Genomic DNA, 24457 nt, shown 5'->3' with positions numbered 1-24457 from the left:
GGCCGAATCGGGATACGCGGAGACCTTGACGGGTGTCGCCACATTCGGTCAGGGTGTTCCACCAAAAGCAATCCAATGCACAATGCGCAACGAATTCGGGCTCGAAGGGCGCGGCCGTGGCAGATCTGTATGTGGATGGGAAATGGCGCGCGGCAGTGGCCGGCGGCCGGCGCGAGATCCGCTGTCCGGCGGACGGCACCCTCGTCGCGACGGTCTCCGAGGCGACCCGCCCCGACACGGAGGCCGCGATCGCCGCCGCCCGGCGGGCGTTCGACGAGGGGCCCTGGCCGCACACCCCCGAGCGCGAGCGCGGCGCCCTGCTGCTCCGCACCGCGGACATCATCGAACGCGACGCCAAGGAGTTCGCCCGCGCCGAGTCCCTGGACACCGGCAAACGCCTGGTGGAGAGCGAGTACGACATCGCCGACGTCGTCTCCTGCCTCCGCTACTACGGCGGCATCGCGGGCACCGACGCCGGCCGGGTGATCGAGACGGGACGTGCGGACGCCGTCAGCCGCGTCGGATACGAGCCGGTCGGCGTGTGCGGACTGATCACCCCGTGGAACTACCCGCTGCTGCAGGCCAGTTGGAAGGTCGCACCGGCCCTGGTCGCGGGCAACACGTTCGTCCTCAAGCCCAGCGAGCTGACTCCCTCGACCGCCATCCTGCTGATGAAGGCCCTGGAGGAGGCCGGACTCCCGCCGGGCGCCGGCAACCTCGTGCTCGGCGCCGGACCCGAGGCCGGTGCCGCGCTCTCCGAGGACCCCGCCGTCGACATGGTCTCCTTCACCGGCGGCCTGGAGACCGGCAGGCGGATCATGGCCACCGCCGCGGCGACCGTGAAGAAGGTCGCCCTCGAACTCGGCGGCAAGAACCCCAACGTGGTCTTCGCCGACGCCGACTTCGACACCGCCGTCGACTTCGCGCTCACCGCCGTCTTCCTGCACTCCGGGCAGGTCTGCTCGGCCGGGGCGCGGCTGATCGTCGAGGACCCCGTCCACGACGCCTTCGTCGACGAGGTCGTGCGCAGGGCCCGGCTCATCCGCCTGGGCGGCCCGTTCGACCCCGAGGCCGACACCGGTGCGCTCATCTCCGCGCAGCACCGCGAGAAGGTCGAGGCGTACGTCGCCGCGGGCCTCGCCGAGGGCGCCGTACTGCGCTGCGGCGGCAGCCGCCCCGAAGACCCCGCGCTCGCGAACGGCTTCTACTACCCGCCCACCGTCCTCGACGAGTGCCGCCAGGACATGCGCGTGGTGCACGAGGAGTCCTTCGGGCCCGTGCTCACCGTCGAGCGCTTCCGGGACGAGGACGACGCCGTCCGCATCGCCAACGACACGGAGTACGGCCTCGCGGGGGCCGTCTGGACGCAGGACGCGGGCAAGGCCCAGCGGGTCGCCCGCCGGCTGCGCCACGGCACCGTGTGGATCAACGACTACCACCCCTATGTGCCGCAGGCGGAATGGGGTGGCTTCGGGCACTCGGGCGTGGGCCGCGAGCTGGGACCGACCGGCCTGGACGAGTACCGAGAGCCCAAGCACGTCTGGCAGAACATCCAACCCCGGCCGCAGCACTGGTTCCGCGGCTGACGCCGAAGAGAGGTCCCCACCATGCCCCCAGCCCAGACCGAGGCGTCGCAGCGGCGCGACACGTCCGAGGAACCCCGGGACCGCACCCCGGTCATCTCCGTGCGCCGGCTGTGGAAGGTGTTCGGGCCCAAGGCCGACGAGGTGCCGGGCTCCGAGGAGTTGTGCGGGCTCACCCGCCGCGAGCTGATGGACCGCACCGGCTGCACCGCCGCCGTGCGGGACGTCAGCTTCGAGGTGTCGCCCGGCGAGGTCTTCGTCGTCATGGGCCTGTCCGGGTCCGGCAAGTCCACCCTGGTGCGATGTCTGACCCGGCTGATCGAACCCACCGCGGGCGAGATCGTCTTCGAGGGCGAGGACATCCGGGACGCCGACGCCCGGCGGCTGCGGGAGCTGCGGCGCAGCAAGTTCTCCATGGTGTTCCAGCACTTCGGCCTGCTGCCGCACCGCAAGGTCGTCGACAACGTGGCGTTCGGCCTGGAGATCCGCGGCATGGGCAGGGCCGAACGCGTGAAACGTGCGATGGAGACCGTCGAACTCGTCGGCCTCGCCGGCTACGAGAACTCCTACCCCGACCAGCTCTCCGGCGGTATGCAGCAACGGGTGGGCCTGGCCAGGGCGTTGGCCGGCGATCCCGACGTCCTCCTCTTCGACGAGCCGTTCTCCGCACTCGACCCGCTGATCCGCCGCGACATGCAGAGCGAGGTCGTCCGGCTGCACCACGAGGTCGGCAAGACCATGGTCTTCATCACCCACGACCTCTCCGAGGCGCTCAAGCTCGGCGACCGCATCCTGATCATGCGGGACGGCAAGACGGTCCAGTGCGGCACCGGCGACGAACTCGTCGGCGCCCCGGCCGACGACTACGTGCGGGACTTCGTCAGGGACGTGCCGCGCGGCGACGTCCTCACCCTGCGCTGGATCATGCGGCCCGCAGCACCCGAAGACGCCCTCGACGGACCGGAGCTGGGCCCGGACGTCGTCGTGCGCGAGGCGACCCGCGCGGTGCTCGCCGCCGAGAAGCCCGTCAAGGTCGTCGAGAACGGCAGGCTGCTCGGCATCGTCGGCGACGAGGAGATCCTCGCGGTCGTGGCCGGGCAGGACGGCGGCGCCTGATGGCCGCCGTCGCCGATGCGACCGCGCCGGTCGCGACGATCCGCAGGAAGGTCAGCCGCCCGATGGCGGTGGCGGCGATCCTGGTCCTCTGGCTGGTGCTCTTCGCCGCGTTCCGGGGCCGCCAGACGCTGACCCTGGCCGCCGCCGACCTCACCGGCCTGCACCGCTGGCTGAACGACGTCAACGACAGCATCGGCGCCAACCGCAACTCCAACCCGGTCTTCCTGTACTTCTTCAACGAGATCCGGCTGGCAATCGACAACCTGGTCACCTTCGTCCAGTCGCTGATCTCCCAGCCCGCCGGCGGCCGCCCGGTGCCGCAGATCGGCTGGCTCGGCGTCGTCGGCCTCGCCGGCTACGTCTCCTGGGCCGTGGGCAACTGGCGGGTCGCCCTGCTGGCCGTCGCAGGGTTCACCTTCTTCGGGCTCCAGGGCCTGTGGCAGGAGAGCATGGACACCCTGGCGCTGACCCTGTCGGCGGTCCTGGTGGCCCTGCTCATTGGCATCCCGCTCGGCGTGTGGGCGGGGCTCTCCGACCGGGTCGACCGGATCATGACGCCCTTCCTGGACTTCATGCAGACGATGCCGACCTTCGTTTACCTCGCCCCGCTGACCCTGATCTTCCTGATCGGCGGCGCCTCCGCCGTCATCACCACCGTCATCTACGCGGCCCCGCCCGCCATCCGCATCACCGCGCACGCCATCCGCTCCGTCCCCGAGACCACCGTCGAGGCCGCCGACTCGATGGGCACCACCCGCACCCAGCAACTGGTCAAGGTGCTGCTGCCGATGTCGAAGCGCACGGTCGTCATGGGCGTCAACCAGACCATCATGGCCGCCCTGGCCATGGTCACCATCGCCGCCCTGATCGACGCGCCCGGCCTCGGCAAGACCGTCGTCCAGGCCCTCCAGTCGCTCGACGTCGGGACGGCCTTCAACGCCGGCCTCGCCATCGTCGTCATGGCGATCGTCCTCGACCGGGTCACCACCGCGGCCGCCGCCCGCACCGAGACCCGCCGCACGGACGGGCGGTTCGCGAAGTGGCGCCGCCCGCTGCTCGGGGCCGGCGGGATCGCGGCCGTCGTCCTGGCCTACCTCTCCCACACCTACGTCTGGGCGGCCGAGTTCCCCGGCGACGGCACGGTCGGCAGCCACATCGCCAGCGCCGCCGACACCGCGACCACCTGGCTGCAGGACCACCTCTCCGGGCTCACCAACGCCCTGCGGGACGCCCTCACGAACGGCCTGCTCAACCCGTTCCAGACCCTGCTCACCGACTCCCCGTGGTGGCTTGTCGGGGCCGTCCTGGCCGGGCTCGGCGCGGTCCTCGGCGGCTGGCGGGCCGGGGCGACGGCGGCCGCCTGCGTCGGTCTCCTGGTCGGCACCGGCCTGTGGTCGGACAGCATGACCACCCTCGCCTCGACCGCCGTGGCCACCGTCCTGGTGATGCTGGTCGGCGTCGTCTTCGGCGTGTGGATGGGCCGCAGCACGCTGGTGGACCGGCTGATCCGGCCCACCCTGGACGCGGCCCAGGTCATGCCGCCGTTCGTCTACCTCGTACCGTTCCTGGCGCTCTTCGGTGCCACCCGCTTCACCGCGATCGTCGCCGCCGTCGTCTACGCGGCACCCGTCGCCGTCAAGATCATCGCGGACGGGGTGCGGAACGTGTCCGCACCCACTGTGGAGGCGGCCACCTCGGCCGGGTGCAACACCTGGCAGATCATCACCAAGGTCCAGCTGCCGATGGCACGCAGCGCCCTGACCCTCGCGACCAACCAGGGGCTGATCTACGTGCTGTCGATGGTTGTGGTGGGCGGCCTGGTAGGGGCCGGCGCCCTCGGCTACGACGTCGTGGCCGGTTTCTCGCAGGGCGAGCTGTACGGCAAGGGGCTGGCGGCAGGGCTCGCCATCGTACTGCTCGGAGTCATGTTCGACCGGATCACTCAGGCTGCGGCACGACGCACCAGGGCATAAGGAGCTCGACACCATGGCACAACACTGGCGAGCCGGCGCGGCCGGCCTGGCCGTCCTCGGCCTCACCCTCACGGCCTGCGGCGGCGCGAAGGTCGGCGACAGCAGTTCCGCCGGCTCGACGTCCTCCGGCGGCAAGTGCGGCACCTTCAACCTGGCCGTCAACCCCTGGGTGGGATACGAGGCGGACGCGGCGGTCGTCGCGTACGTCGCGCAGCACGACCTCGGCTGCACGGTCGCCAAGAAGGACCTCAAGGAGGAGATCGCCTGGCAGGGCTTCGGGACCGGCGAGGTCGACGCCGTCCTGGAGAACTGGGGCCACGACGATCTGAAGAAGAAGTACATCACCGGCCAGAAGACGGCCGTCGAGGCGGGCCCGACCGGCAACAAGGGCATCATCGGCTGGTACGTGCCGCCGTGGCTGGCCAAGGCGCACCCGGACATCACCGACTGGAAAAACCTCAACAAGTACGCAGCCGACTTCAAGACCTCGGAGTCCGGCGGCAAGGGCCAGCTCCTCGACGGCGACCCGTCGTACGTCACCAACGACGCCGCGCTGGTGAAGAACCTGAAGCTGAACTTCAAGGTGGTGTACGCGGGCAGCGAGACCGCGCTCATCCAGGCCTTCAGAACTGCCGAGAAGAACAAGCAGTGGCTGATCGGCTACTTCTACGAACCGCAGTGGTTCCTCTCCGAGGTGCCGCTGGTCAAGGTCAACCTGCCCAAGTACACGACGGGTTGCGACGCCGACGCGGCGAAGGTGGCCTGCGACTACCCCGTCTACGACCTCGACAAGATCGTCAGCGCGAGCTTCGCCAAGTCCGGCAGCCCGGCGTACGACCTGGTGAAGAAGTTCAACTGGACCAACGACGACCAGAACACGGTGGCCAAGTACATCGCCGTGGACAAGATGTCGGACGACGCGGCGGCGAAGAAGTGGGTCGAGGCCAACCCCGACAAGGTGAAGGCCTGGCTGAAGTAGCGAAGGCCGCGGGAGGAGCCGTTCCGGGACGCCCGGCGGGCGGTGCGCAGCTGTGCGCGCCGCCCGCCGGGCGTTGCCGTTCTCCGGCCGTCGCCGGCTTGTTCCGAGCGCTGTTCCGAGCGCACTTCCGCCAGGTCGCCACCCCCTTGACACCCCTCCGCACCGACGGGCACATTGAGTTGCGCAGCCTGAATCACGTTGCGCACAAAGCAACTGCACCGGTCTCAAGTTCGGAGGTTGGGCGATGGCGGGACCCCGAGTGGTCATCATCGGAGCGGGCGTCGTGGGGGCGGCCCTCGCGGACGAGATCTCCGCACGCGGCTGGACCGAGGTGACCGTGGTCGACCAGGGCCCCCTCCCGGCCACCGGCGGCTCCTCCTCACACGCCCCCGGCCTGGTCTTCCAGACGAACCCCTCGAAGACCATGACGGAGCTGGCCCGCTACACCGTCGAGAAGCTCTGCTCCCTCGACGTCGACGGCAAGCCCTGCTTCCTCCAGGTCGGCGGCCTCGAAGTGGCCACCACCCCGGAGCGGCTCGCCGAACTCCACCGCCGGCACGGCTGGATCACCGCCTGGGGCGTCGAGGCGCGGATCCTCACCCCCGAGGAGTGCGTCGAGCTGCACCCGCTGGTCAACCCCGACCGGGTCCTCGGCGGCCTCCACGTCCTCACCGACGGCCTCGCCAAGGCCGTCCTCGCCGTCGAGGCCCAGATCCGCCGCGCCACCGAGCGAGGCGTCCGCTTCCTCGCCCGCCACGAGGTCCTGGACGTCCGGCAGAGCGAGGGCCGGGTCACCGGCGTCCTGACCGACCAGGGTGAACTCCCCGCCGACATCGTGGTCTGCTGCGCCGGCATCTGGGGCCCGAGGATCGCCCGCATGGTCGGCATGAACCTGCCCCTCACCCCGCTCGCCCACCAGCTCGCCTGGACCGGCCCGGTCCCCGCGCTGGCCGGCCAGGCCGAGGAGGCGGTCCGCCCGATCCTGCGCCACCAGGACGCCGACCTCTACTACCGCGACCGCTTCGACACCCTCGGCATCGGCTCCTACGGCCACCGCCCCATGCCGGTCTCCGCCGACGACATCCTCTCCGTCGACGAGGCCGACCAGATGCCCTCCGTCCTGAAGTTCACCGAGGAGGACTTCGAGGACGCCTGGACCGAGACCCGGTCCCTGCTCCCCGCGACCCGCGAGGCCAAGATCGAGGAGGGCATCAACGGCCTGTTCTCCTTCACCACCGACGGCTACCCGCTGCTCGGCGAGTCCCCGGACGTCAAGGGCTTCTGGGTCGCCGAGGCCGTCTGGGTCACCCACTCCGCGGGCGTCGGCCGCGCGGTCGCCGAGTGGCTGGTCGACGGCCACTGCTCGTCCTTCGACCTGCACGAGTGCGACGTCAACCGCTTCGAGCCGCACCAGCTCGCCCCGGAGTACGTCCTGGCCCGCGACTGCCAGAACTTCGTCGAGGTCTACGACATCCTGCACCCCCTCCAGCCGTCCGGGAAGCCGCGCCCGATCCGCACCAGCCCCTTCCACGCCCGCCAGCAGGCACACGGCGCCTTCTTCCTGGAGGCGAACGGCTGGGAGCGCCCGCAGTGGTACGAGGCCAACGCGGGTCTGCTCGAAGGCCGTTCGATCCCCACCCCCAACGACTGGGCCGCCCGCTACTGGTCGCCGATCGTCGGAGCCGAGGCCCAGGTCACCCGCGAGACCGTCGCGATGTACGACATGACCGCGCTCAAGCGCCTGGAGGTCAGCGGCCCCGGCGCCGCCGACTTCCTGGAGGGCCTCACCACAGGCAAGGTCGCCAAGTCCGTCGGCTCGGTGACGTACACCCTGCTCCTCGACCACGACGGCGGCATCCGCAGCGACATCACCGTGGCCCGCCTCGCCCCGGACCTCTTCCAGGTCGGCGCCAACGGCAACCTCGACCTCGACTGGTTCACCCGCCACCTGCCCGCCGACGGCACGGTCCAGGTCCGCGACATCACCCCCGGCACCTGCTGCATCGGCCTGTGGGGCCCCCTCGCCCGCGAGGTCCTCCAGCCCCTCACCGAGGCGGACTTCTCCAACGACGGCCTCAAGTACTTCCGCGCCAAACGCGCCTACATCGGCTCGGTGCCGGTCACCGCGATGCGGCTGTCGTACGTCGGCGAACTCGGCTGGGAGCTGTACACCACCGCCGACCAGGGGCAGAAACTCTGGGACACCCTCTGGCGGGCGGCCGAGCCGCTCGGCGGGATCATCGCAGGGCGCGGTGCCTTCAACAGCCTCCGCCTGGAGAAGGGTTACCGCTCCTTCGGCACCGACATGACCTACGAGCACGACCCCTACGAGGCCGGCGTCGGCTTCGCCGTCAAGCCCGACAAGGGCGACTTCGTCGGGAGGGCCGCGCTGGAGCGGCGCAAGGCGGACGTACGGCGCCGGCTGAGCTGCCTCACGATCGACGACCCGCGGGCCGTCGTGATGGGCAAGGAGCCGGTGTACGACGGTGAGCGTGCGGTGGGTTACGTGACCAGCGCGGCCTACGGCTACACGGTCGGCAAGGGGATCGCCTACGCGTGGCTGCCGGCGGAGCTGGCGGTGCCCGGGACCGGCGTGCAGATCGGGTACTTCGACGAGCGCGTCGAGGCGGTGGTGGCCGAGGAGCCGTTGTTCGACCCGGGGATGAGCCGGCTCCGTGGGTGAGGGATGCGTGTGGCGTCGTTGTTCGGCTGCGGGCTCGTCGTGGCTGGTCGCGCAGTTCCCCGCGCCCCTTCGGGGCGCTGAGGTCGTCGAAAGGATCGCGGAACCCGCATGAACGAGCTGAACACACCCCTGGCCGAGCTGGACCCCGAGGTCCATGCCGCGCTCCGCGCCGAGCTGGACCGGCAGCAGTCCACCCTGGAGATGATCGCCTCCGAGAACTTCGCGCCCGTCGCCGTGATGGAGGCGCAGGGTTCGGTCGCGACGAACAAGTACGCCGAGGGCTACCCCGGGCGCCGCTACTACGGTGGCTGTGAACACGTCGACGTCACCGAGAGGTTGGCGATCGAGCGGGTCAAGTCCCTCTTCGGGGCCGGCTTCGCCAACGTGCAGCCGCACTCGGGTGCCCAGGCCAACACCGCCGTCTTCTTCGCCCTGCTCCGGCCCGGCGACACGATCCTCGGCCTCGACCTCGCGCACGGCGGCCACCTCACGCACGGCATGCGCCTCAACTACAGCGGCAAGATGCTGAACGTCGTGCCGTACCACGTCTCCGAGACCGACAACCTCGTCGACCTGGACGAGGTGGAGCGGCTCGCCAAGGAGCACCGGCCGAAGATGATCATCGCGGGCTGGTCGGCATACCCGAGACAGCTCGACTTCGCGGCCTTCCGCCGGATCGCCGACGAGGTCGGTGCCCTGCTGATGGTCGACATGGCGCACTTCGCGGGCCTGGTGGCGGCGGGGCTGCACCCGAGCCCCGTCCCGCACGCCCACGTGGTCACCACGACCACGCACAAGACCCTCGGCGGACCGCGCGGCGGGGTTGTCCTCACCAACGACGCCGACCTCGCCAAGAAGATCAACTCGGCGGTGTTCCCCGGCATGCAGGGCGGCCCGCTGGAGCACGTCATCGCCGCGAAGGCCGTCTCATTCAAAGTGGCTGCCACCCCCGAGTTCGCCGAGCGCCAGGCCCGCACGCTGGCGGGGGCCCGCATCCTCGCGGAGCGCCTGACGCAGCCCGACACGGCCGCGGCCGGAGTGAAGGTGCTGACCGGCGGTACGGACGTCCACCTCGTCCTGGTCGACCTCCGGGAGTCCCCGCTGGACGGGCGGCAGGCCGAGGACCTCCTCCACGAGATCGGCATCACCGTCAACCGCAACGCCGTCCCCTTCGACCCGCGCCCGCCCATGGTCACCTCCGGCCTGCGAATCGGCACCCCGGCCCTGGCCACCAGGGGCTTCACGGCGGAGGACTTCGCCGAGGTGGCCGACGTCATCGCGCTCGCCCTCCAGCCCGAGCCGGACCTCGCCGCCCTGCGCGCCCGCACCGAGGCGCTCGCCGCCGAGCACCCGCTCTACCCGCACCTCTCGCACGACGGAGACGCCCGATGAGCCCCCGCACCCCAGGCGCCGACCTCCCCGACCACCCGGACTTCCTCTGGCGCACGCCCGAGCCGAGGCGCTCCTACGACGTCGTCATCGTCGGCGGCGGCGGACACGGCCTCGCCACCGCCCACTACCTGGCCAGGAACCACGGCATCACCAACGTGGCCGTCCTGGAGAAGGGCTGGCTCGCGGGCGGCAACATGGCCCGCAACACCACGATCATCCGGTCCAACTACCTGTGGGACGAGAGCGCGGGCATCTACGAACACGCGCTGAAACTCTGGGAGGGCCTGGAGGACGAACTCGACTACCCGATCCTCTTCTCCCAGCGCGGCGTCCTGAACCTCGCCCACAGCCTCCAGGACGTCCGCGACAGCGTCCGCCGGGTCGAGGCCAACCGCCTCAACGGCGTCGACGCCGAGTGGCTGGACGCGGACGGCGTCAAAGAGGTCTGCCCGATCGTCAACACCTCACCCGACGTGCGCTACCCGGTCCTCGGCGGCACCTACCAGCCCCGCGCGGGCATCGCCAAGCACGACTACGTCGCCTGGGGCTTCGCCCGCTCGGCGGACGCGGCCGGCATCGACATCATCCAGAACTGCGAGGTCACGGGCGTGGACGTGGTCGACGGCCGGGTGGTCGGCGTCCAGACCACCCTCGGCCCGATCGCGGCCGGCAAGGTGGCCCTCTGCTCGGCCGGCCACACCTCGGTCCTGGCCGCGATGGCCGGCATCGAACTCCCGCTCCAGAGCCACCCGCTCCAGGCCCTGGTCTCCGAACTCCTGGAGCCGGTCCACCCCACCGTCGTCATGTCCAACGCGGTGCACGTCTATGTCAGCCAGGCGCACAAGGGCGAGCTGGTGATGGGCGCGGGCATCGACGCGTACAACTCCTACACCCAGCGCGGCGCGTTCCACATCATCGAGGAGCAGATGGCCGCCGCCCTCGAACTCTTCCCGGTCTTCGCCCGCGCCCACGTGCTGCGCACCTGGGGCGGCATCGTCGACGTCAGCCCCGACGCCTCACCGATCGTCGGCCTCACCCCGGTGACCGGCCTCTACCTCAACTGCGGCTGGGGAACCGGCGGTTTCAAGGCCACCCCGGGGGTCGGCTGGGTCTACGCCCACACCATCGCCCACGACAGCCCCCACCACCTCAACGCCCCCTTCTCGCTCGACCGTTTCACCACCGGCGCGCTCGTCGACGAGCACGGCGCGGCCGCGGTGGCCCACTAGGGAGCCCTACCATGCTGCTCATCCCCTGCCCGTGGTGCGGGCCCCGCGACGAGACCGAGTTCCACTACGGCGGCCAGGCCCATGTGCCGTACCCGGAGGACCCGGCTTCCCTGACCGACGAGGAGTGGGCGCGGTACCTGTTCTTCCGCGACAACCCCAAGGGCCCGTTCGCGGAACGCTGGAGCCACGCGGCAGGCTGCCGGAGATGGTTCAACGCGGTCCGCGACACGTCGACGAACGAGATCCTGACGGTGTACCGGGCGGGTGAGCCGCGTCCGGCGGTGCCCTCTCGGCCGACGCTTTCTGTCTCAGCCCGTCCGGCGTCTGAGGACGAGCCCGTTCAGGCACCATCAGCCCGTCCGGCGTTTGAGGACGAGGCCGTTCAGGCCGAAGGGGGGTCCGGGGGCGCAGCCCCCAGCGGGGCTGAAGGGGCAGCGCCCCTTCAGGACGGGACGGGTAGGGGCGGCGGGGGCGACCAACCCTTCCGCACCCCCACCGGCGGCCGAATCGACCGCACCACCCCCCTCACCTTCACCTTCGACGGCACCGAATACCAGGGCTACCGAGGCGACACCCTCGCCTCCGCCCTCCTCGCCAACGGCGTCATCCAGGCCGCCACCAGCATCAGGCTCGGCCGCCCCCGCGGCATCTTCTCCGCCGGCGTCGAGGAACCCAACGCGGTCGTCCAGATCGAGGCCCCCTTCCCCGAACCGATGCTCCCCGCCACCACCGTCGAACTCCACGACGGCCTGGTGGCGAGCAGCCTCCCCGGTCAGGGCCGCCTCGCCACCGCCCCCGACCCGGCCCGCTACGACGCCGTACACGCCCACTGCGACCTGCTGATCGTGGGCGCCGGCCCGGCCGGCCTCGCGGCGGCGGCGGCCGCGGCCACCACCGGCGCCCGCGTCATCCTCGCCGACGACCAGCCGGAACCCGGCGGCAGCCTGCTCGGCACCGGCGAGCACCTCGAATGGGTCGCCGCGACCCGTGCCCGCCTCGCAGCCGCCCCCGAGGTGCGGGTCCTGCCCCGCACCACCGTCTTCGGCCACTACGACGACAACCACCTCCTCGCCGTGGAGCGCCGCACCCATCACCTCGGCGCCGACGCCCCACCGCAGGTCTCCCGCGAACGCGTCTGGCGGATCCGCGCCCGGCACGTCGTCCTCGCCACCGGCGCGCACGAACGCTCCATCGCCTTCGGCGACAACGACCGCCCCGGCGTGATGCTGGCGGCCGCGGCCCGCACGTACCTCCGCCGCTACGGCGTCCTGCCCGGCCGCCGAGCCGTCGTGTTCACCACCAACGACACCGCCTACGCCGCCGCCCTCGACCTCGCCGCCGCCGGTGTGACCGTCGCGGCCGTCGTCGACACGCGCCCCGAACCGGGGGAGTGGGCCGCCCGCGCCCGGTCCGCAGGCATCGAGGTACTGGCCGGCCACGCGGTCACCGGCACGGCAGGCGCGGAGCGTGTCACCGCTGTGACGGTCGCCCCCTGTGAAGGCACGGCCCCCGGACGCGAGTTCGCCGCCGACCTCCTCCTCGTCTCCGGCGGCTGGAACCCGGTCGCGCACCTGTTCAGCCAGGCGGGCGGCAGGCTCCGCTTCGACGAGGTGCTCGGCACGTTCGTGCCCGACGGCTGCCGCCAGACGGTGACGGCGGCGGGCGCCGCGAACGGGACGTCCGACCTCGCCACGGCCCTCGCCCAGGGCGCGGCGGCCGGCACCCGCGCGGTGGCGGCGGAAGGCCACACCGCCGAGCCCCCCGCCCTCCCCGCCGTCGCCGCACAGCCGTACACCCCGCCCATGCCGGTCTTCACCGTCCCCGGCGCGGCCCCCCGCTTCGTCGACCTCCAACGCGACGTCACCGTGGCCGACCTGACCCGCGCGACCGGCGCGGGCCTGCGTTCGGTGGAGCACACCAAGCGGTACACCACCGCCGGCACCGCCAACGACCAGGGCAAGACCGGCGGCCTCCTGGCGAGCGGCGTCGTCGCCGAACTCCTCGGCGTGGACATCTCGGCGCTCGGCCTGCCCACCTTCCGGCCGCCGTACACCCCCGTCTCCTTCGCCGCCCTCGCCGGGCGCAACCGGGGCGCTCTGCACGACCCGGTCCGCACCACCGCCCTGCACGGCCGGCACGTCGGGCACGGCGCGCTGTTCGAGAACGTCGGGCAGTGGAAGCGGCCCTGGTACTACCCGCGGGACGGCGAGGACATGACGACCGCCGTGCTCCGCGAGTGCCGCGCCGCCCGCGAGGGCGTGGCCTTCATGGACGCCTCCACCCTCGGCAAGATCGACGTCCAGGGCTCGGACGCCGCACACTTCCTGGACCTGCTCTACACGAACATGATGAGCACCCTGAAGGTCGGCATGATCCGCTACGGCGTGATGTGCCGCCCGGACGGGATGGTGTTCGACGACGGCACGGTCATCCGGCTCGCCCCCGACCGGTTCCTGGTCACCACCACGACCGGCAACGCGGCCGCCGTCCTGGACTGGATGGAGGAGTGGCTGCAGACCGAGTGGCCCGACCTGCGGGTGCACTGCACCTCGGTCACCGAGCAGTGGGCGACCGTCGCCCTGGTCGGCCCCGCCTCCCGCGCGGTCCTCGGCTCGCTCGCGCCCGGACTGGCCGTGTCCAACGACGACTTCCCGTTCATGGCCTGGCGGGACACCACCGTCGCGGGCCTCGACGCCCGCGTGTGCCGGATCAGCTTCTCCGGCGAACTCGCCTACGAGATCAACGTGTCGCCGTGGCACGCGGTGACGCTCTGGGACGCGCTGTACGAGGCGGGCGCCCCGTACGGCATCACCCCGTACGGCACCGAGACCATGCACGTGCTGCGCGCCGAGAAGGGTTACCCGATCGTCGGCCAGGACACCGACGGCACCGTCACCCCGCAGGACCTCGGCATGGGCTGGGCGGTCTCGAAGAAGAAGCCCGACTTCATCGGCAAGCGCTCCTACGCGCGGGCCGACACCGTGCGCCCCGACCGCAAGCATCTCGTCGCCCTGCTCACCGACGACCCCGCCGCCCTCCTCCCCGAGGGCACGCAGCTGGTCGCCGACGGCGAACTGCCCGCCCCGCCCGTGCCGATGCTCGGCCACGTCACCTCCAGCTACCGCAGCGCCGCGCTCGGCCGGACCTTCGCGCTCGCCCTGGTCAAGGGCGGCCGGGACCGCATCGGTGAACGCCTCTACGCCCCCGTCGGCGAGCAGCTCCTGCCGGTGACCGTCGCAAGCCCCGTCCTCTACGACCCCGAGGGAGCCCGCCGCGATGGCTGACACCGCCCCCACCGCATGCCGGCGCAGCCCCCTGGCCGACGCCGCGCCCCGCCTGGCCGCGGTGACCCGTTCCTCCCGGGGCGCGCTCCGCCTGGCCGAACTCCCCTTCTTGGCCCAGGTGAACGTCCGCCTCGACGCCAAGAGCCCGGCGGCGGACGCCGTCGGACCGACCCTGGGACTCCAACTGCCCCTGGAACCCGACACCGTGGTGCACGCGGGGGAGGTGACCGCGGTCTGGCTCGGCCCCGACGAATGGCTGGTGGTGGGCCGGCCGGGCACCGAGCGGGAGCTGGAGAGCCGGATCCGCACGGCCGCCGGGGACGCACCGGGCGCCGTCGCCGTCACGGACGTCTCCGCCCAGCGCACCACCCTCCTCGTCGGCGGCCCGCGCGCCCGCGACCTGCTCGCCCACGGCTGCGCCCTGGACCTGCACCCCCGCGCCTTCGGCCCCGGCCGCTGCGCCCAGACCATGCTGGCCCGCACCCAGGTCGTCCTGGTCGCGCGCGAGGAGACCAGGGCAGGCTTCTGGGTCCTGGTGCGTTCCTCCTTCGCCGGGTACCTGGCGGACTGGCTGCTGGACGCGGCCGCGGAACACGCGTGAGGCACCACTGAGAGCGGGCCGCCACCGAAGAGGTGGCGGCCCGCTCCTGGTGGCCGGTGTCAGCGGAAGACCACCGTGCAGCGGCCGTTGACCAGGACCCGGCTCTCGCTGTGCCAGCGCACGGCGCGGGCGAGCACCTGGGCCTCCACGTCACGGCCCAGCGCGACCAGCTCGTCCGGGGCGTGCGCATGGCTCACCCGGACGACGTCCTGCTCGATGATCGGGCCCTCGTCCAGGTCGGGCGTCACATAGTGCGCGGTGGCACCCACCAGCTTGACGCCCCGCCGGTGCGCCTGGACGTAGGGCCTGGCCCCCTTGAAGCTCGGCAGGAACGAGTGGTGGATGTTGATGGCCCGGCCGTCGAGTTGCTTGCACAGGTCGTCGGAGAGGATCTGCATGTAGCGGGCGAGCACCACCAGGTCGACGTCCAGCTCGGCGACGAGCCGCAGCAGCCGGGCCTCCGCCTCCGCCTTGGTGTCGGGTGTCACCGGGATGTGGTGGAAGGGGATGCCGTACGTCCGCGCCAGCGGCTCGAAGTCGCGGTGGTTGGAGACGATCGCCGGGATCTCGATGTTGAGCGCGCCCGTGGACCTGCGGAACAGCAGGTCGTTCAGGCAGTGACCGAACTTCGACACCATGATGAGGGTGCGGGTCGGGGTCGACGCGTCGGTCAGCCGCCAGGTGATGCGGTGCTCTTCGGCGACCGGGACGAAACCGGTGCGCAGTTCCTCCAGGGCGGCGGCGTCGTCCGGGACGGCGAAGTGCACCCGCATGAAGAAGCGGTCCTGGAGCCGGTCGTCGAACTGCTGGCTCTCCAGGATGTTGCCGCCGTGGCAGACCAGGAACCCGGTGACGGCGTGGACCAGACCGGCCCGGTCGGGACAGGACAGGGTGAGGACGAACTCGCGGCCGGGCTGCGGTCGAGGAGACATGACACCCTCCTGGTGCGCATCGCGCAACGACGTGAGTGATACGCAACATCGTCCAGCCAAGGGGGGTGACGGGTCAAGGGGTCGCGTTCTATTCGGCGCACCGCTCTCTACGATGTGCAACAACCGTGCGGGCTGGTCCCGTCACCGGCCGCCGGCGCCGTGCCGCTCCACGAGTGCTGTGAGATGCGCCGTGCGCGACTCGCTCGTCTGGCCCTGGACCAGCAGGAACAGGCCCTCCCTGGCCAGCCGTTGGGCACGGTGGTCCAACGACATCGCCCGGCCGCCGCCCGCCACCACGGCCGCCGTCGTGGCCGCCCGCATCAGCGTGAACGCCTCCGCCCGCAGCGCCAGCCGCTCCTCCGCGTGTTCGTGCGGCACCGGATGGTCCGCCAGCGCGTAGGCGCGGCTGCGGATCTCGGCCAGGCTGCCCCGCAGGCCGGCCGCGTACTCCTCCGCCACCAGTGCCAGCGCCGCCTCCGCGATCCCGAAGACCGCCGGACTGGCGTTGCGGGGCCGCGGGCGGTCCGTCGCCGCCCACTCCTCGAACGGCGTCCGCAGCGCGACCGCCTCGTCAGGGACCCGCAGACCGTCCAGGTCCAGGGACACCGTCCGGGCCGCGGTGAGCGCGGCCAGGCGCATCGGCTCCGACGGCCGCAGGCCCGGCTGCTCCCGTGCCTCGGTGAACGCGAACAGCACCTCGTCGTCCTCGGTCACCCCGGCCAGCAGCAGCACGTCGTTCAGGCCCCAGCCGGTGTACCAGGGCACGGTGCCGGAGAACAGCCATCCGCCCGCCTCCCGCCGGACCCGCACGGGGACCCGCGGGTACGACCGCAGATGCGCGTACGCAACCCCCGACAGCAGCTCACCCCGCGCCAGCGGACCCAGCAGGCGCTCCCGCACCGGCAGACCGGACCCGGCCAGGGTCAGCACCGGTGTGTGGTGCTGCGTCTGCACGAACCAGGTCGAGCAGCACGCCCCGGCCAGGATCTCCGCCGTCTCCCGCACCACGGCCGCGGGCGCCGCCGAGCCCCCGTACGCCACCGGGGCGTTCAGTCCCAGCAGGCCCGACCGTTTGACCGCCTCGATGTGGCTCGCGGGCACGCCCTCCTGGTCGACACGCTCGGCGGCGGGGGAGAGGAGGCCGTCGGCGAGTTCCCGGGCGCGGGCGACGAGCGTATGCGCGGCGATGGTCATGGAGAAGATTCTTCCGGTTCCGCGGTGCGAGGTGTCGATCCGGGGGCCTGCCGTTCGTGTAGAAGGCGAGAACACGCCCGCGACGCACACCCCCGCGACGCACACCGTCGCGGCGCACACCTCACGACGCACACATCACGACGACCGAGGAGAACCTCATGAAGCACTACCTGCTCAGCGTGGTCCAGCCGGCGGACGCCACCCCGCCCGCGCCCGACGCGCTCGCCACGATCATGCGCGACGTCGAGGCCTTCAACGACGAACTGCGCGCGGCCGGCGCCTGGGTCTTCGCGGGCGGACTGCACGGTCCGGAGACGGCCACGGTGCTGCGGCCCGAGGGCGGGGACGTACTGATCACCGACGGTCCGTACGCCGAGGGCAAGGAGTACCTGGGCGGGCTCTGCCTGATCCGCGCCGAGGATCTCGACGCCGCCCTGGAATGGGGCCGCAAGGCTGCTCTCGCCACCACCCTCCCCATCGAGGTACGGCCCTTCGTGGACCAGCACTGATGGCGGAGCCCGCCGACGTCGAGGCCGCCTTCCGTGCCGAGTACGGGCGCGCGGTCTCGGTCCTCGTCCGCTTCCTCGGCGACATCGACCTCGCCGAGGAGGCGGTCCAGGACGCCTTCACCACCGCGCTGGACAGCTGGCCGCGCACCGGGGTGCCGCCGAGCCCGGCCGGCTGGATCATCACCACCGCGCGCAACCGCGCGGTCGACCGGCTGCGCCGCGAGTCCACCAGGGCCGCCCGGCACGCCGAGGCCGCGCGGCTGTACGCGCCCGACGCACCGGCCGAGGAGGGCCCCGTGCGCGACGAACGGCTCCGGCTGATCTTCACCTGCTGCCACCCCGCCCTCGCCCTCCGGTCCCGGGTGGCCCTGACCCTGCGCCTGCTCTGCGGGCTCAGCACGGCCCGGATCGCCCGGGCCTTCCTGGTTCCCGAGCCCACCCTCGCCCAGCGCCTGGTACGCGCCAAGGCCAAGATCCGCGACGCGGGCATCCCCTACCGGGTGCCGAAGGACGCCGACCTCCCCGACCGGCTGAACGGGGTGCTGGCCGTCGTCTACCTCGTCTTCAACGAGGGCTACGGCGGCGATCCCGCGCTGTGCGCCGAAGCCGTACGCCTGGGCCGGCTGCTGTACGAACTGATGCCGGACGAGCCGGAGGTGGCCGGGCTTCTCGGGCTCATGCTGCTCGTGGAGGCCCGGCGGCCCGCCCGGGAACCGGCGGACGGCGAACTGGTGCCGCTGCCGGAACAGGACCGCGGGCGCTGGGACCGGCAGCTGATCGCCGAGGGGCAGGACCTCGTCCGGCGCTGCCTGCGGCGCAACCGGCCCGGCCCGTACCAGATCCAGGCCGCGATCAACGCCGTGCACAGCGACGCACCGAGCGCGGACGCCACCGACTGGGGTCAGATCCTGGCCCTGTACGACCAGCTCATGTCGGCCGCCCCGAGTCCGGTGGTGGCTTTGAACCGGGCGGTCGCGGTCGCCGAGGTCCAGGGGCCGGATGCGGCTCTGGAGCTGGTCGACGCCCTCGACCTGCCCGGATACCACGTGCTGCACGCCGTCCGCGCCGACCTGCTGCGCCGGCTCGGCCGGGACCGCGAGGCGGCGGCGGAGTACGACGCGGCCGTCGCGCTCACCGGCAGCCTGCCCGAACGGGCACACCTCGCACGGCGGCGGGACGAACTCACCGGCTGACCAGGTGTACCGCAGCGGCCCGGCCCGTCCGCTGCCGTAACCCGGGGACCGACAGCGCCGGTTGACTGGTCTACACCCTTGACTGGTACAGACCAAGGCAGTTGAGTGTGCCTCACACCCCCCACCGCGGCCGCACCCCCTTCGAGGGGCGCGGCCGTGCTCCGCAGAGGAGTTGATCCGTGTTGAGGCGACGTATCGCCGCACTCCTGACCTCGCTGGCCATAGGCGGCTCCGTCCTGGTGCTCCAGGCGGCCCCCTCGGCTTCCGCCGCCGGCTTCGTCGTCAGCGAGGCCCAGTTCAACCAGATGTTCCCGAGCCGGAATTCGTTCTACAGCTACAGCGGCCTCACCGCCGCTCTGAGCGCCTACCCGGCCTTCGCCAACTCCGGCAGTGACACCGTCAGGAAGCAGGAGGCGGCCGCCTTCCTCGCCAACGTCAGCCACGAGACCGGCGGACTGGTCTACATCGTCGAGCAGAACACCGCCAACTACGCGCACTACTGCGACCGGAGCCAGTCCTACGGCTGTCCCGCGGGCCAGTCCGCCTACTACGGGCGCGGCCCCATCCAGCTCAGCTGGAACTTCAACTACAAGGCCGCGGGCGACGCGCTCGGCATCGACCTCCTCAACAACCCCTGGCAGGTCCAGAATAATTCTGCCGTGGCCTGGAAGACCGGCCTGTGGTACTGGAACACCCAGAAGGGCCCCGGCACCATGACCGGCCACAACGCCATGGTCAACGGTGCCGGCTTCGGCCAGACCATCCGCTCCATCAACGGCTCCCTGGAGTGCGACGGCAAGAACCCGGCGCAGGTGCAGAGCCGGGTCAGCGCCTACCAGAGGTTCACGCAGATCCTCGGTGTCCCGGCCGGCGGCAACCTCTCCTGCTGACCCCGCCGTCAGGACCCTCGTCAGGACCGTGTGCCAGACTCCGTCGATGACCTCCGAAACGATCACCGCGGACGCCTCCGGCACCTGGCGACTCGGCGACCTGCCCGTCCACCGCCTCGGCTTCGGCGCGATGCGGCTGACGGGCAGCGCCGCCTTCCACCACGGCACCCCGAGCGACCGCGCCCGCTCGGTCGCCGTCCTGCGCAAGGCCGTCGAGCTCGGCGTGAACCACATCGACACGGCGGCCTTCTACTTCTCCGCCCTGCGCTCGGCCAACGAACTCATCAACACCGCTCTCTCCCCGTACCCCGACGACCTGGTCATCGTCACCAAGGTCGGCCCCCACCGCGACTACTCGGGGGAATGGGCCACCTCCGCCCGCCCCGACCAGCTGCGCGGGCACGTCGAGGAGAACCTGCGCCAGCTCGGCCGCGACCACCTCGACGTCGTCAACCTGCGCCGGATGCGCCAGGAGTCGATCGCCGAGCACTTCGGCGCCCTCGCCGAACTGCGCGAGGCCGGGCTGATCCGGCACCTCGGCGTCTCCGACGTCGAACCGCGCCATCTCGACGAGGCGCTGGCCATCGCACCCGTGGTGTGCGTGCAGAACCGCTGGGGACTCGACGCGGCGAACCCGGCCACCGACGAGGTCGTGCGCATCTGCGGTGAGCGCGGCATCGCCTTCGTGCCGTTCTTCGCCGTCGCGGGCGACGCAGGGGCGCTCGGCGCCACCGCGAGCCACGACGACGAGGTCCTCGCCGTCGCCCGCGCCCACGGCGCCACCCCCGCCCAGATCCGCCTCGCCTGGACCCTGCACCGGGGCCCGCACGTCCTCGCCATCCCCGGCACCGGAAACCCGGACCACCTGGCCGAGAACGTGGCGGCCGGTGCCATCCGGCTCACCGAGGACGAGCTGACCCGGCTGAACGCCCTCCACGCCAAGGCCGGCTGACCCTCCGGCCCGGACAGCCCGCACCACGTCCCGCATCGGATGCCGGCCGCGGAACCCGTGCTCCCGGGCCACGCCTGCGCCGCGCACGGCCGGGTCCGGAAGAGCGCGTATGACGGGCTGCCTCCGCGCGGGTTCCAGTCCGTCTCCGCCCGCGGCGCCCCGGCAGCCGACTCCGGCACGCCGGCCGGGGAGCGGACGGCCACCTCGCCGTCGAACGGCAGCGGCCCGGCCGGCGTCCCGGGGCGCCGCTACCCGGGCTCCTGGGCGATTCCCCGGCCGGCGACGGAACCTCTCCCGGAAGGGGCTTCGCATAATGGGTTCACGGGTGCCGGCCGTCACCGGGCTGACTACACTGCCGTAGACGGTCTGCTGGCCGCGGACGAAGTGAGGGGTGAGGAACCTTCCATGGCCGACGGGAAGGACGAACGCCGGCCCGCCGGCGAACTGGAGGCGAGCGTCATGGCGGCTCTCTGGGCCGCGGGTGCGCCCCAGACCCCCGGACAGGTGCAGCGGAGCCTCGCCACCGACCTGGCCCGCACGACGGTGACCACGATCCTGACCAGGCTGCACGACAAGGGTGTGGTCGGGCGGCACCGCCAGGGGCGCGGCTACGCCTACGTCCCCGTCCAGGACGCACAGGGCCTCACCGCGAAGCGGATGCACACCGAACTCGACCGGGACAGCGACCGGGAGACCGTGCTCGCCCGGTTCGTCGCCCAGCTCAGTCCCGACGACGAACGGGTGCTGCGGACCCTCCTCGAACCCGGCGAACAACCCGGTCCGTCATGACCGCGCTGCTGCTCCTGCCCCTGCTGGTGCCGTTCGCGCTGCCGGCGCTGTCCCGGCTGGCCCTCGACCGGCTGGCGCCGGGCACCGCGCTCTGGGTGATCACCTCCTCGGCCGCTGCCCTCGCAGGCTGTTCCCTGGCCGCGCTCGGCGCGTTCTTCCTCGCCGGGCTCCTCAGGCTGCCGTACTTCGCCGCGCTCGGTGAGCTGGTCCAGCCCCTGCACACCGCCTCCGACCGGTTCGTGCTGCCGCTCGCCGCCCTCTCGGTCGGCGGCCTCGCCGGGTGCGCCTGGACGCTCGCGCGGTCGGTGCTCCGGCAGACCCGCGCCTTCCGCGCGGCCCGCACGGAAGCGGGGCGCCGGCCTGCCGCGGGCGACCTGTGCGTGGTCGACTCGCCGTGCCCGGACGCGTACGCGCTGCCCGGACGTCCGCACCGGATCGTCGTCACCACCGGAATGCTGCGCAGCCTCGACGGAGCCGAGCGGGAGGCGCTGTTCGCGCACGAACGCGCACACAACACGGGCGGCCACCACTTCTTCCTCGCCGCGGCGGAGCTCGCCGCGCACTGCCACCCGGCACTGCGGCGGGTCCGGGACGTCGTCCGGCTGGCAGTGGAGCGGGCCGCCGACGAGGCCGCGGCGCGCGCGGTGGGGGACCGCCGGCTGACGGCCCGCGCGATCGCCAGGGCCGCGCTGGCGGGGCAGGGTGGCGTCGCCGAGCGGCCGGCGTTCGTGTCGGGCGCCGCGTCCGGGCCGGTGCCGCAGCGGGTCGAGGCGCTGCTGGCGCCGCGGGGGCGGCGGCGGGCCGGGGGGTGGGTCGCGGTGGTACTGGTGGCCTGCGCCGCAGTGTCGTGTGTCGCCTCCGCGACCGGGGTGGTCGATTTCCATCATCGGGTGGAGGTCGCGCAGGGGGAAGCGGAGCGGTAGGGAGCGGCCGTTCGTCGGATGCGGGTGCGTTGTGCCTGGTCGCGCAGTTCCTCCCGCAGCCTTCGGCCGGGGGTACCCAGCGTCCTGGAGGGACGCTCCAGCGGTTGCTCCCGAGAAGTCGCCCTCGGGAAGGGGTATGACCGGCGACTGGCACCGCTTCGGTTTTACGTATAACCTCTCCCGCTAACCGCACCACCGAAAGGCCGCCCCCATGCGACGCGTCGCCCTGGTCACCCTTGTCGTCGGCGACTACGACGAGGCGATCCGCTTCTACACCGAGGCTCTCGGCTTCCGGCTCGTCGAGGACACGCCGCGGCCCGACGGCTCCCGCTGGGTCGTCGTGGAGCCCGGCGGCGAGGGGCACGGAACCGGACTGCTGCTGGCCCGTGCCAAGGACGAGGACCAGCGTGCCCGCGTCGGCGATCAGACGGGCGGGCGTGTCGGGTTCTTCCTGCACACCGACGACTTCGCCCGCGACCACGCCCGGATGACCGCCGCCGGCGTGACCTTCCTGGAGGAGCCGCGGCACGAGCCGTACGGCAGCGTCGCCGTCTTCCAGGACCTCTACGGAAACCGCTGGGACCTGCTCCAGCCCGCCGCCTGACCGACCACTCCGAACCACCTGCCGAGGACAGCTCCACCATGACTGCTACGCGCGTAGACGCAGACGTGATCCGTCGCCTCCCCAAGGCCGTCCTGCACGACCACCTCGACGGCGGCCTGCGCCCCGCCACCCTGGTCGAGCTCGCGGCCGAGGTAGGTCACACCCTGCCCACCACCGACCCCGACGAGCTGGCCGCCTGGTTCTTCGAGGCCGCCAACTCCGGCGACCTGGTGCGTTACATAGCCACCTTCGAGCACACCCTCGCCGTCATGCAGTCCAAGGAGGGGCTGCGGCGGGTCGCCGAGGAGTACGTCCTCGACCTGGCCGCCGACGGTGTCGTCTACGGCGAGGTGCGCTACGCGCCGGAGCTGAACGTCAAGGGCGGGCTCACGCTGAACGAGGTCGTGGAGAGCGTGCAGGAGGGGCTCGCCGCCGGCATGGCGAAGGCCGCCGCCGCCGGCACGCCCGTCCGCGTCGGCACCCTGCTGTGCGGGATGCGGATGTTCGACCGGGTCCGCGAGGCCGCCGAAGCGGCCGTCGCCTACCGGGACGCCGGCGTCGTCGGCTTCGACATCGCCGGGGCCGAGGCCGGCTTCCCCGCCGCCGACCACCTGGACGCCTTCCGGTACCTGCGCGACGAGAGCGTGCCCTTCACCATCCACGCCGGCGAGGCGTTCGGCCTGCCCAGCATCCACCAGGCGGTCCAGGCGTGCGGCGCCCAGCGCATCGGGCACGGCGTCCGCATCACCGAGGACATCGTGGACGGCAAGCTCGGCCGCCTCGCCGGCTGGGTGCGCGACCGCCGCATCGCCCTGGAGATGTGCCCCACCTCGAACCTCCAGACCGGCTGCGCCGCCTCCATCGCCGAGCACCCGATCACCGCGCTGAAGGAGCTGGGCTTCCGGGTCACCCTCAACACCGACAACCGGCTGGTCTCGGGGACGACGATGACCCGGGAGATGTCCCTGCTGGTCGAGGAGGCGGGCTGGAGCGTCGAGGACCTGCGCACGGTCACGGTGAACGCCCTGAAGAGCGCGTTCATCCCGTTCGACGAGCGCAGGGCCCTCATCGAGGACGTCGTCCTGCCGGGTTACGCCTCCGTGCTCTGAAGCAGCCCCCGCAGGTAGGCGGCCTGTCCGACGTGCTGAAGGTCGTCGGACAGGACGCTGACCAGCCGCACGCCGAGCGTGACCGGCGGATCGAAGCGGGTGTCCACGATCCGTTCCAGGTCCTTGGCCGGGAGCTCGCGCAGCACCGCCAGGGTCTGCTCGTGGACCGCGTCGTGATAGCCGGTCAGCAGGTCGCCGGAGTCCACCCTGACCTTCGCGACCTCGGCGGGCGTATGGCCGTACCCGTGGTCACGGGGCGGCAGACCGAGGCCGAAACGCTTCTCCCAGCCCTGGGTCAGCCACACCTGGTCGAGGTCGAAGGCGTCGGCGATGTGGTCGTCCTGGATCCGGGTGAGGTGCCAGACCAGCCAGGTGATGGAGTTGGCGTCGGGGGCGGGGAGCCTGTTGAGCAGATCGGGGTCGGCGCCGTCGAGGGCGGCATGGACTTCTTCCTGAATGCGGCCGAAGCCGTCGATGAGGATGTCCCTTGCATGCATACGACCACGATCGCGCATCGCCGGT

Annotated in this window: 20 protein-coding genes; 17 read left to right on the top strand and 3 right to left on the bottom strand. The window is 72.0% G+C overall.

Annotated elements, in window-relative coordinates:
- Nucleotides 1-116 precede the first annotated feature (116 nt).
- The 9 genes from ACFY0K_RS41365 (at nt 117) to ACFY0K_RS41325 (ending at nt 14840) form a co-directional block, all read left to right on the top strand.
- Nucleotides 117-1586, top strand: coding sequence for an aldehyde dehydrogenase family protein (locus ACFY0K_RS41365; protein ID WP_390644213.1), 1470 nt, complete (start codon nt 117-119; stop codon nt 1584-1586).
- Between the two features lie 21 nt (nt 1587-1607).
- Nucleotides 1608-2699: a glycine betaine/L-proline ABC transporter ATP-binding protein gene (locus tag ACFY0K_RS41360; RefSeq protein WP_390644212.1), complete on the top strand. Its 1092-nt coding sequence runs from the start codon at nt 1608-1610 to the stop codon at nt 2697-2699.
- Nucleotides 2699-4672 carry an ABC transporter permease gene (locus ACFY0K_RS41355; RefSeq protein WP_390644211.1) on the top strand — a complete coding sequence of 658 codons (1974 nt, stop codon included), beginning with the start codon at nt 2699-2701 and terminating at the stop codon, nt 4670-4672. The genes ACFY0K_RS41360 and ACFY0K_RS41355 overlap by 1 nt, the downstream gene beginning before the upstream one ends.
- A gap of 13 nt (nt 4673-4685) precedes the next feature.
- Nucleotides 4686-5651, top strand: coding sequence for an ABC transporter substrate-binding protein (locus tag ACFY0K_RS41350; protein WP_390644210.1), 966 nt, complete (start codon nt 4686-4688; stop codon nt 5649-5651).
- Nucleotides 5652-5895: 244 nt separating this feature from the next.
- Nucleotides 5896-8334, top strand: a complete 2439-nt coding sequence (locus ACFY0K_RS41345; protein WP_390644209.1) for an FAD-dependent oxidoreductase — start codon at nt 5896-5898, stop codon at nt 8332-8334.
- A 108-nt stretch (nt 8335-8442) separates the two neighbouring features.
- Nucleotides 8443-9726: a serine hydroxymethyltransferase gene (gene glyA / locus ACFY0K_RS41340; protein ID WP_390644208.1), complete on the top strand. Its 1284-nt coding sequence runs from the start codon at nt 8443-8445 to the stop codon at nt 9724-9726.
- Nucleotides 9723-10955 (top strand): sarcosine oxidase subunit beta family protein, encoded by a 1233-nt coding sequence (locus tag ACFY0K_RS41335; protein ID WP_390644207.1) that lies wholly within the window; start codon nt 9723-9725, stop codon nt 10953-10955. Before glyA ends, ACFY0K_RS41335 begins: the two co-directional genes overlap by 4 nt.
- A gap of 11 nt (nt 10956-10966) precedes the next feature.
- Nucleotides 10967-14239 (top strand): sarcosine oxidase subunit delta family protein, encoded by a 3273-nt coding sequence (locus tag ACFY0K_RS41330; protein ID WP_390644206.1) that lies wholly within the window; start codon nt 10967-10969, stop codon nt 14237-14239.
- The gene (locus ACFY0K_RS41325) at nt 14232-14840 is read left to right on the top strand and encodes a sarcosine oxidase subunit gamma (RefSeq protein ID WP_390644205.1); all 609 of its coding nucleotides are present in this window, start codon (nt 14232-14234) and stop codon (nt 14838-14840) included. Before ACFY0K_RS41330 ends, ACFY0K_RS41325 begins: the two co-directional genes overlap by 8 nt.
- 59 nt (nt 14841-14899) lie before the next feature.
- On the opposite strand, the gene purU is transcribed toward ACFY0K_RS41325, so the two are convergent.
- Entirely contained in the window at nt 14900-15772 is an 873-nt protein-coding gene (purU, locus tag ACFY0K_RS41320) for a formyltetrahydrofolate deformylase (protein ID WP_390644204.1), read from the bottom strand.
- A gap of 141 nt (nt 15773-15913) precedes the next feature.
- Entirely contained in the window at nt 15914-16966 is a 1053-nt protein-coding gene (locus tag ACFY0K_RS41315) for an acyl-CoA dehydrogenase family protein (protein ID WP_390644203.1), read from the bottom strand.
- Nucleotides 16967-17124: 158 nt separating this feature from the next.
- Between ACFY0K_RS41315 and ACFY0K_RS41310 the strand changes: the two genes are divergently transcribed.
- From ACFY0K_RS41310 to ACFY0K_RS41275, 8 genes are all read left to right on the top strand, one after another.
- Nucleotides 17125-17475 (top strand): YciI family protein, encoded by a 351-nt coding sequence (locus tag ACFY0K_RS41310; protein ID WP_390644202.1) that lies wholly within the window; start codon nt 17125-17127, stop codon nt 17473-17475.
- A complete protein-coding gene (locus ACFY0K_RS41305; protein WP_390644201.1) occupies nt 17475-18668 on the top strand; it encodes an RNA polymerase sigma factor in 1194 nt (397 codons plus the stop codon). The genes ACFY0K_RS41310 and ACFY0K_RS41305 overlap by 1 nt, the downstream gene beginning before the upstream one ends.
- A gap of 179 nt (nt 18669-18847) precedes the next feature.
- Entirely contained in the window at nt 18848-19558 is a 711-nt protein-coding gene (locus ACFY0K_RS41300) for a chitinase (protein ID WP_390644200.1), read from the top strand.
- Between the two features lie 46 nt (nt 19559-19604).
- Complete coding sequence (locus ACFY0K_RS41295; RefSeq protein ID WP_390644199.1) at nt 19605-20510, top strand: oxidoreductase; 906 nt, start codon at nt 19605-19607, stop codon at nt 20508-20510.
- Nucleotides 20511-20915: 405 nt separating this feature from the next.
- A complete protein-coding gene (locus ACFY0K_RS41290; RefSeq protein WP_351961033.1) occupies nt 20916-21299 on the top strand; it encodes a BlaI/MecI/CopY family transcriptional regulator in 384 nt (127 codons plus the stop codon).
- Complete coding sequence (locus ACFY0K_RS41285) at nt 21296-22222, top strand: M48 family metalloprotease (RefSeq protein ID WP_390644198.1); 927 nt, start codon at nt 21296-21298, stop codon at nt 22220-22222. The genes ACFY0K_RS41290 and ACFY0K_RS41285 overlap by 4 nt, the downstream gene beginning before the upstream one ends.
- Nucleotides 22223-22433: 211 nt before the next feature.
- On the top strand, nt 22434-22826 hold the full coding sequence (locus ACFY0K_RS41280; RefSeq protein WP_388597610.1) for a VOC family protein: 393 nt from the start codon (nt 22434-22436) through the stop codon (nt 22824-22826).
- A 38-nt stretch (nt 22827-22864) separates the two neighbouring features.
- Nucleotides 22865-23935, top strand: a complete 1071-nt coding sequence (locus ACFY0K_RS41275; RefSeq protein WP_390644197.1) for an adenosine deaminase — start codon at nt 22865-22867, stop codon at nt 23933-23935.
- On the opposite strand, the gene ACFY0K_RS41270 is transcribed toward ACFY0K_RS41275, so the two are convergent.
- A complete protein-coding gene (locus tag ACFY0K_RS41270; protein ID WP_390644196.1) occupies nt 23917-24432 on the bottom strand; it encodes a DinB family protein in 516 nt (171 codons plus the stop codon). The genes ACFY0K_RS41275 and ACFY0K_RS41270 overlap by 19 nt on opposite strands.
- Nucleotides 24433-24457: the final 25 nt, after the last annotated feature.

The organism is Streptomyces sp. NPDC001507 (genome assembly GCF_042894765.1).
GTDB lineage: Bacteria > Actinomycetota > Actinomycetes > Streptomycetales > Streptomycetaceae > Streptomyces.
This window is presented reverse-complemented; position numbering and strand designations above follow the sequence as displayed.

Excerpts from the sequence above, each read along its gene's own strand:
- ACFY0K_RS41350 (WP_390644210.1), top strand. The coding sequence starts at position 4,686 with ATGGCACAACACTGGCGAGCCGGCGCGGCCGGCCTGGCCGTCCTCGGC.
- ACFY0K_RS41290 (WP_351961033.1), top strand. The coding sequence starts at position 20,916 with ATGGCCGACGGGAAGGACGAACGCCGGCCCGCCGGCGAACTGGAGGCG.
- ACFY0K_RS41310 (WP_390644202.1), top strand. The coding sequence starts at position 17,125 with ATGAAGCACTACCTGCTCAGCGTGGTCCAGCCGGCGGACGCCACCCCG.
- ACFY0K_RS41295 (WP_390644199.1), top strand. The coding sequence starts at position 19,605 with ATGACCTCCGAAACGATCACCGCGGACGCCTCCGGCACCTGGCGACTC.
- ACFY0K_RS41345 (WP_390644209.1), top strand. The coding sequence starts at position 5,896 with ATGGCGGGACCCCGAGTGGTCATCATCGGAGCGGGCGTCGTGGGGGCG.
- ACFY0K_RS41330 (WP_390644206.1), top strand. The coding sequence starts at position 10,967 with ATGCTGCTCATCCCCTGCCCGTGGTGCGGGCCCCGCGACGAGACCGAG.
- ACFY0K_RS41275 (WP_390644197.1), top strand. The coding sequence starts at position 22,865 with ATGACTGCTACGCGCGTAGACGCAGACGTGATCCGTCGCCTCCCCAAG.
- ACFY0K_RS41360 (WP_390644212.1), top strand. The coding sequence starts at position 1,608 with ATGCCCCCAGCCCAGACCGAGGCGTCGCAGCGGCGCGACACGTCCGAG.
- ACFY0K_RS41305 (WP_390644201.1), top strand. The coding sequence starts at position 17,475 with ATGGCGGAGCCCGCCGACGTCGAGGCCGCCTTCCGTGCCGAGTACGGG.
- ACFY0K_RS41315 (WP_390644203.1), bottom strand. The coding sequence starts at position 16,966 with ATGACCATCGCCGCGCATACGCTCGTCGCCCGCGCCCGGGAACTCGCC.
- glyA (WP_390644208.1), top strand. The coding sequence starts at position 8,443 with ATGAACGAGCTGAACACACCCCTGGCCGAGCTGGACCCCGAGGTCCAT.
- ACFY0K_RS41325 (WP_390644205.1), top strand. The coding sequence starts at position 14,232 with ATGGCTGACACCGCCCCCACCGCATGCCGGCGCAGCCCCCTGGCCGAC.
- ACFY0K_RS41270 (WP_390644196.1), bottom strand. The coding sequence starts at position 24,432 with ATGCATGCAAGGGACATCCTCATCGACGGCTTCGGCCGCATTCAGGAA.
- purU (WP_390644204.1), bottom strand. The coding sequence starts at position 15,772 with ATGTCTCCTCGACCGCAGCCCGGCCGCGAGTTCGTCCTCACCCTGTCC.
- ACFY0K_RS41335 (WP_390644207.1), top strand. The coding sequence starts at position 9,723 with ATGAGCCCCCGCACCCCAGGCGCCGACCTCCCCGACCACCCGGACTTC.
- ACFY0K_RS41280 (WP_388597610.1), top strand. The coding sequence starts at position 22,434 with ATGCGACGCGTCGCCCTGGTCACCCTTGTCGTCGGCGACTACGACGAG.
- ACFY0K_RS41285 (WP_390644198.1), top strand. The coding sequence starts at position 21,296 with ATGACCGCGCTGCTGCTCCTGCCCCTGCTGGTGCCGTTCGCGCTGCCG.
- ACFY0K_RS41355 (WP_390644211.1), top strand. The coding sequence starts at position 2,699 with ATGGCCGCCGTCGCCGATGCGACCGCGCCGGTCGCGACGATCCGCAGG.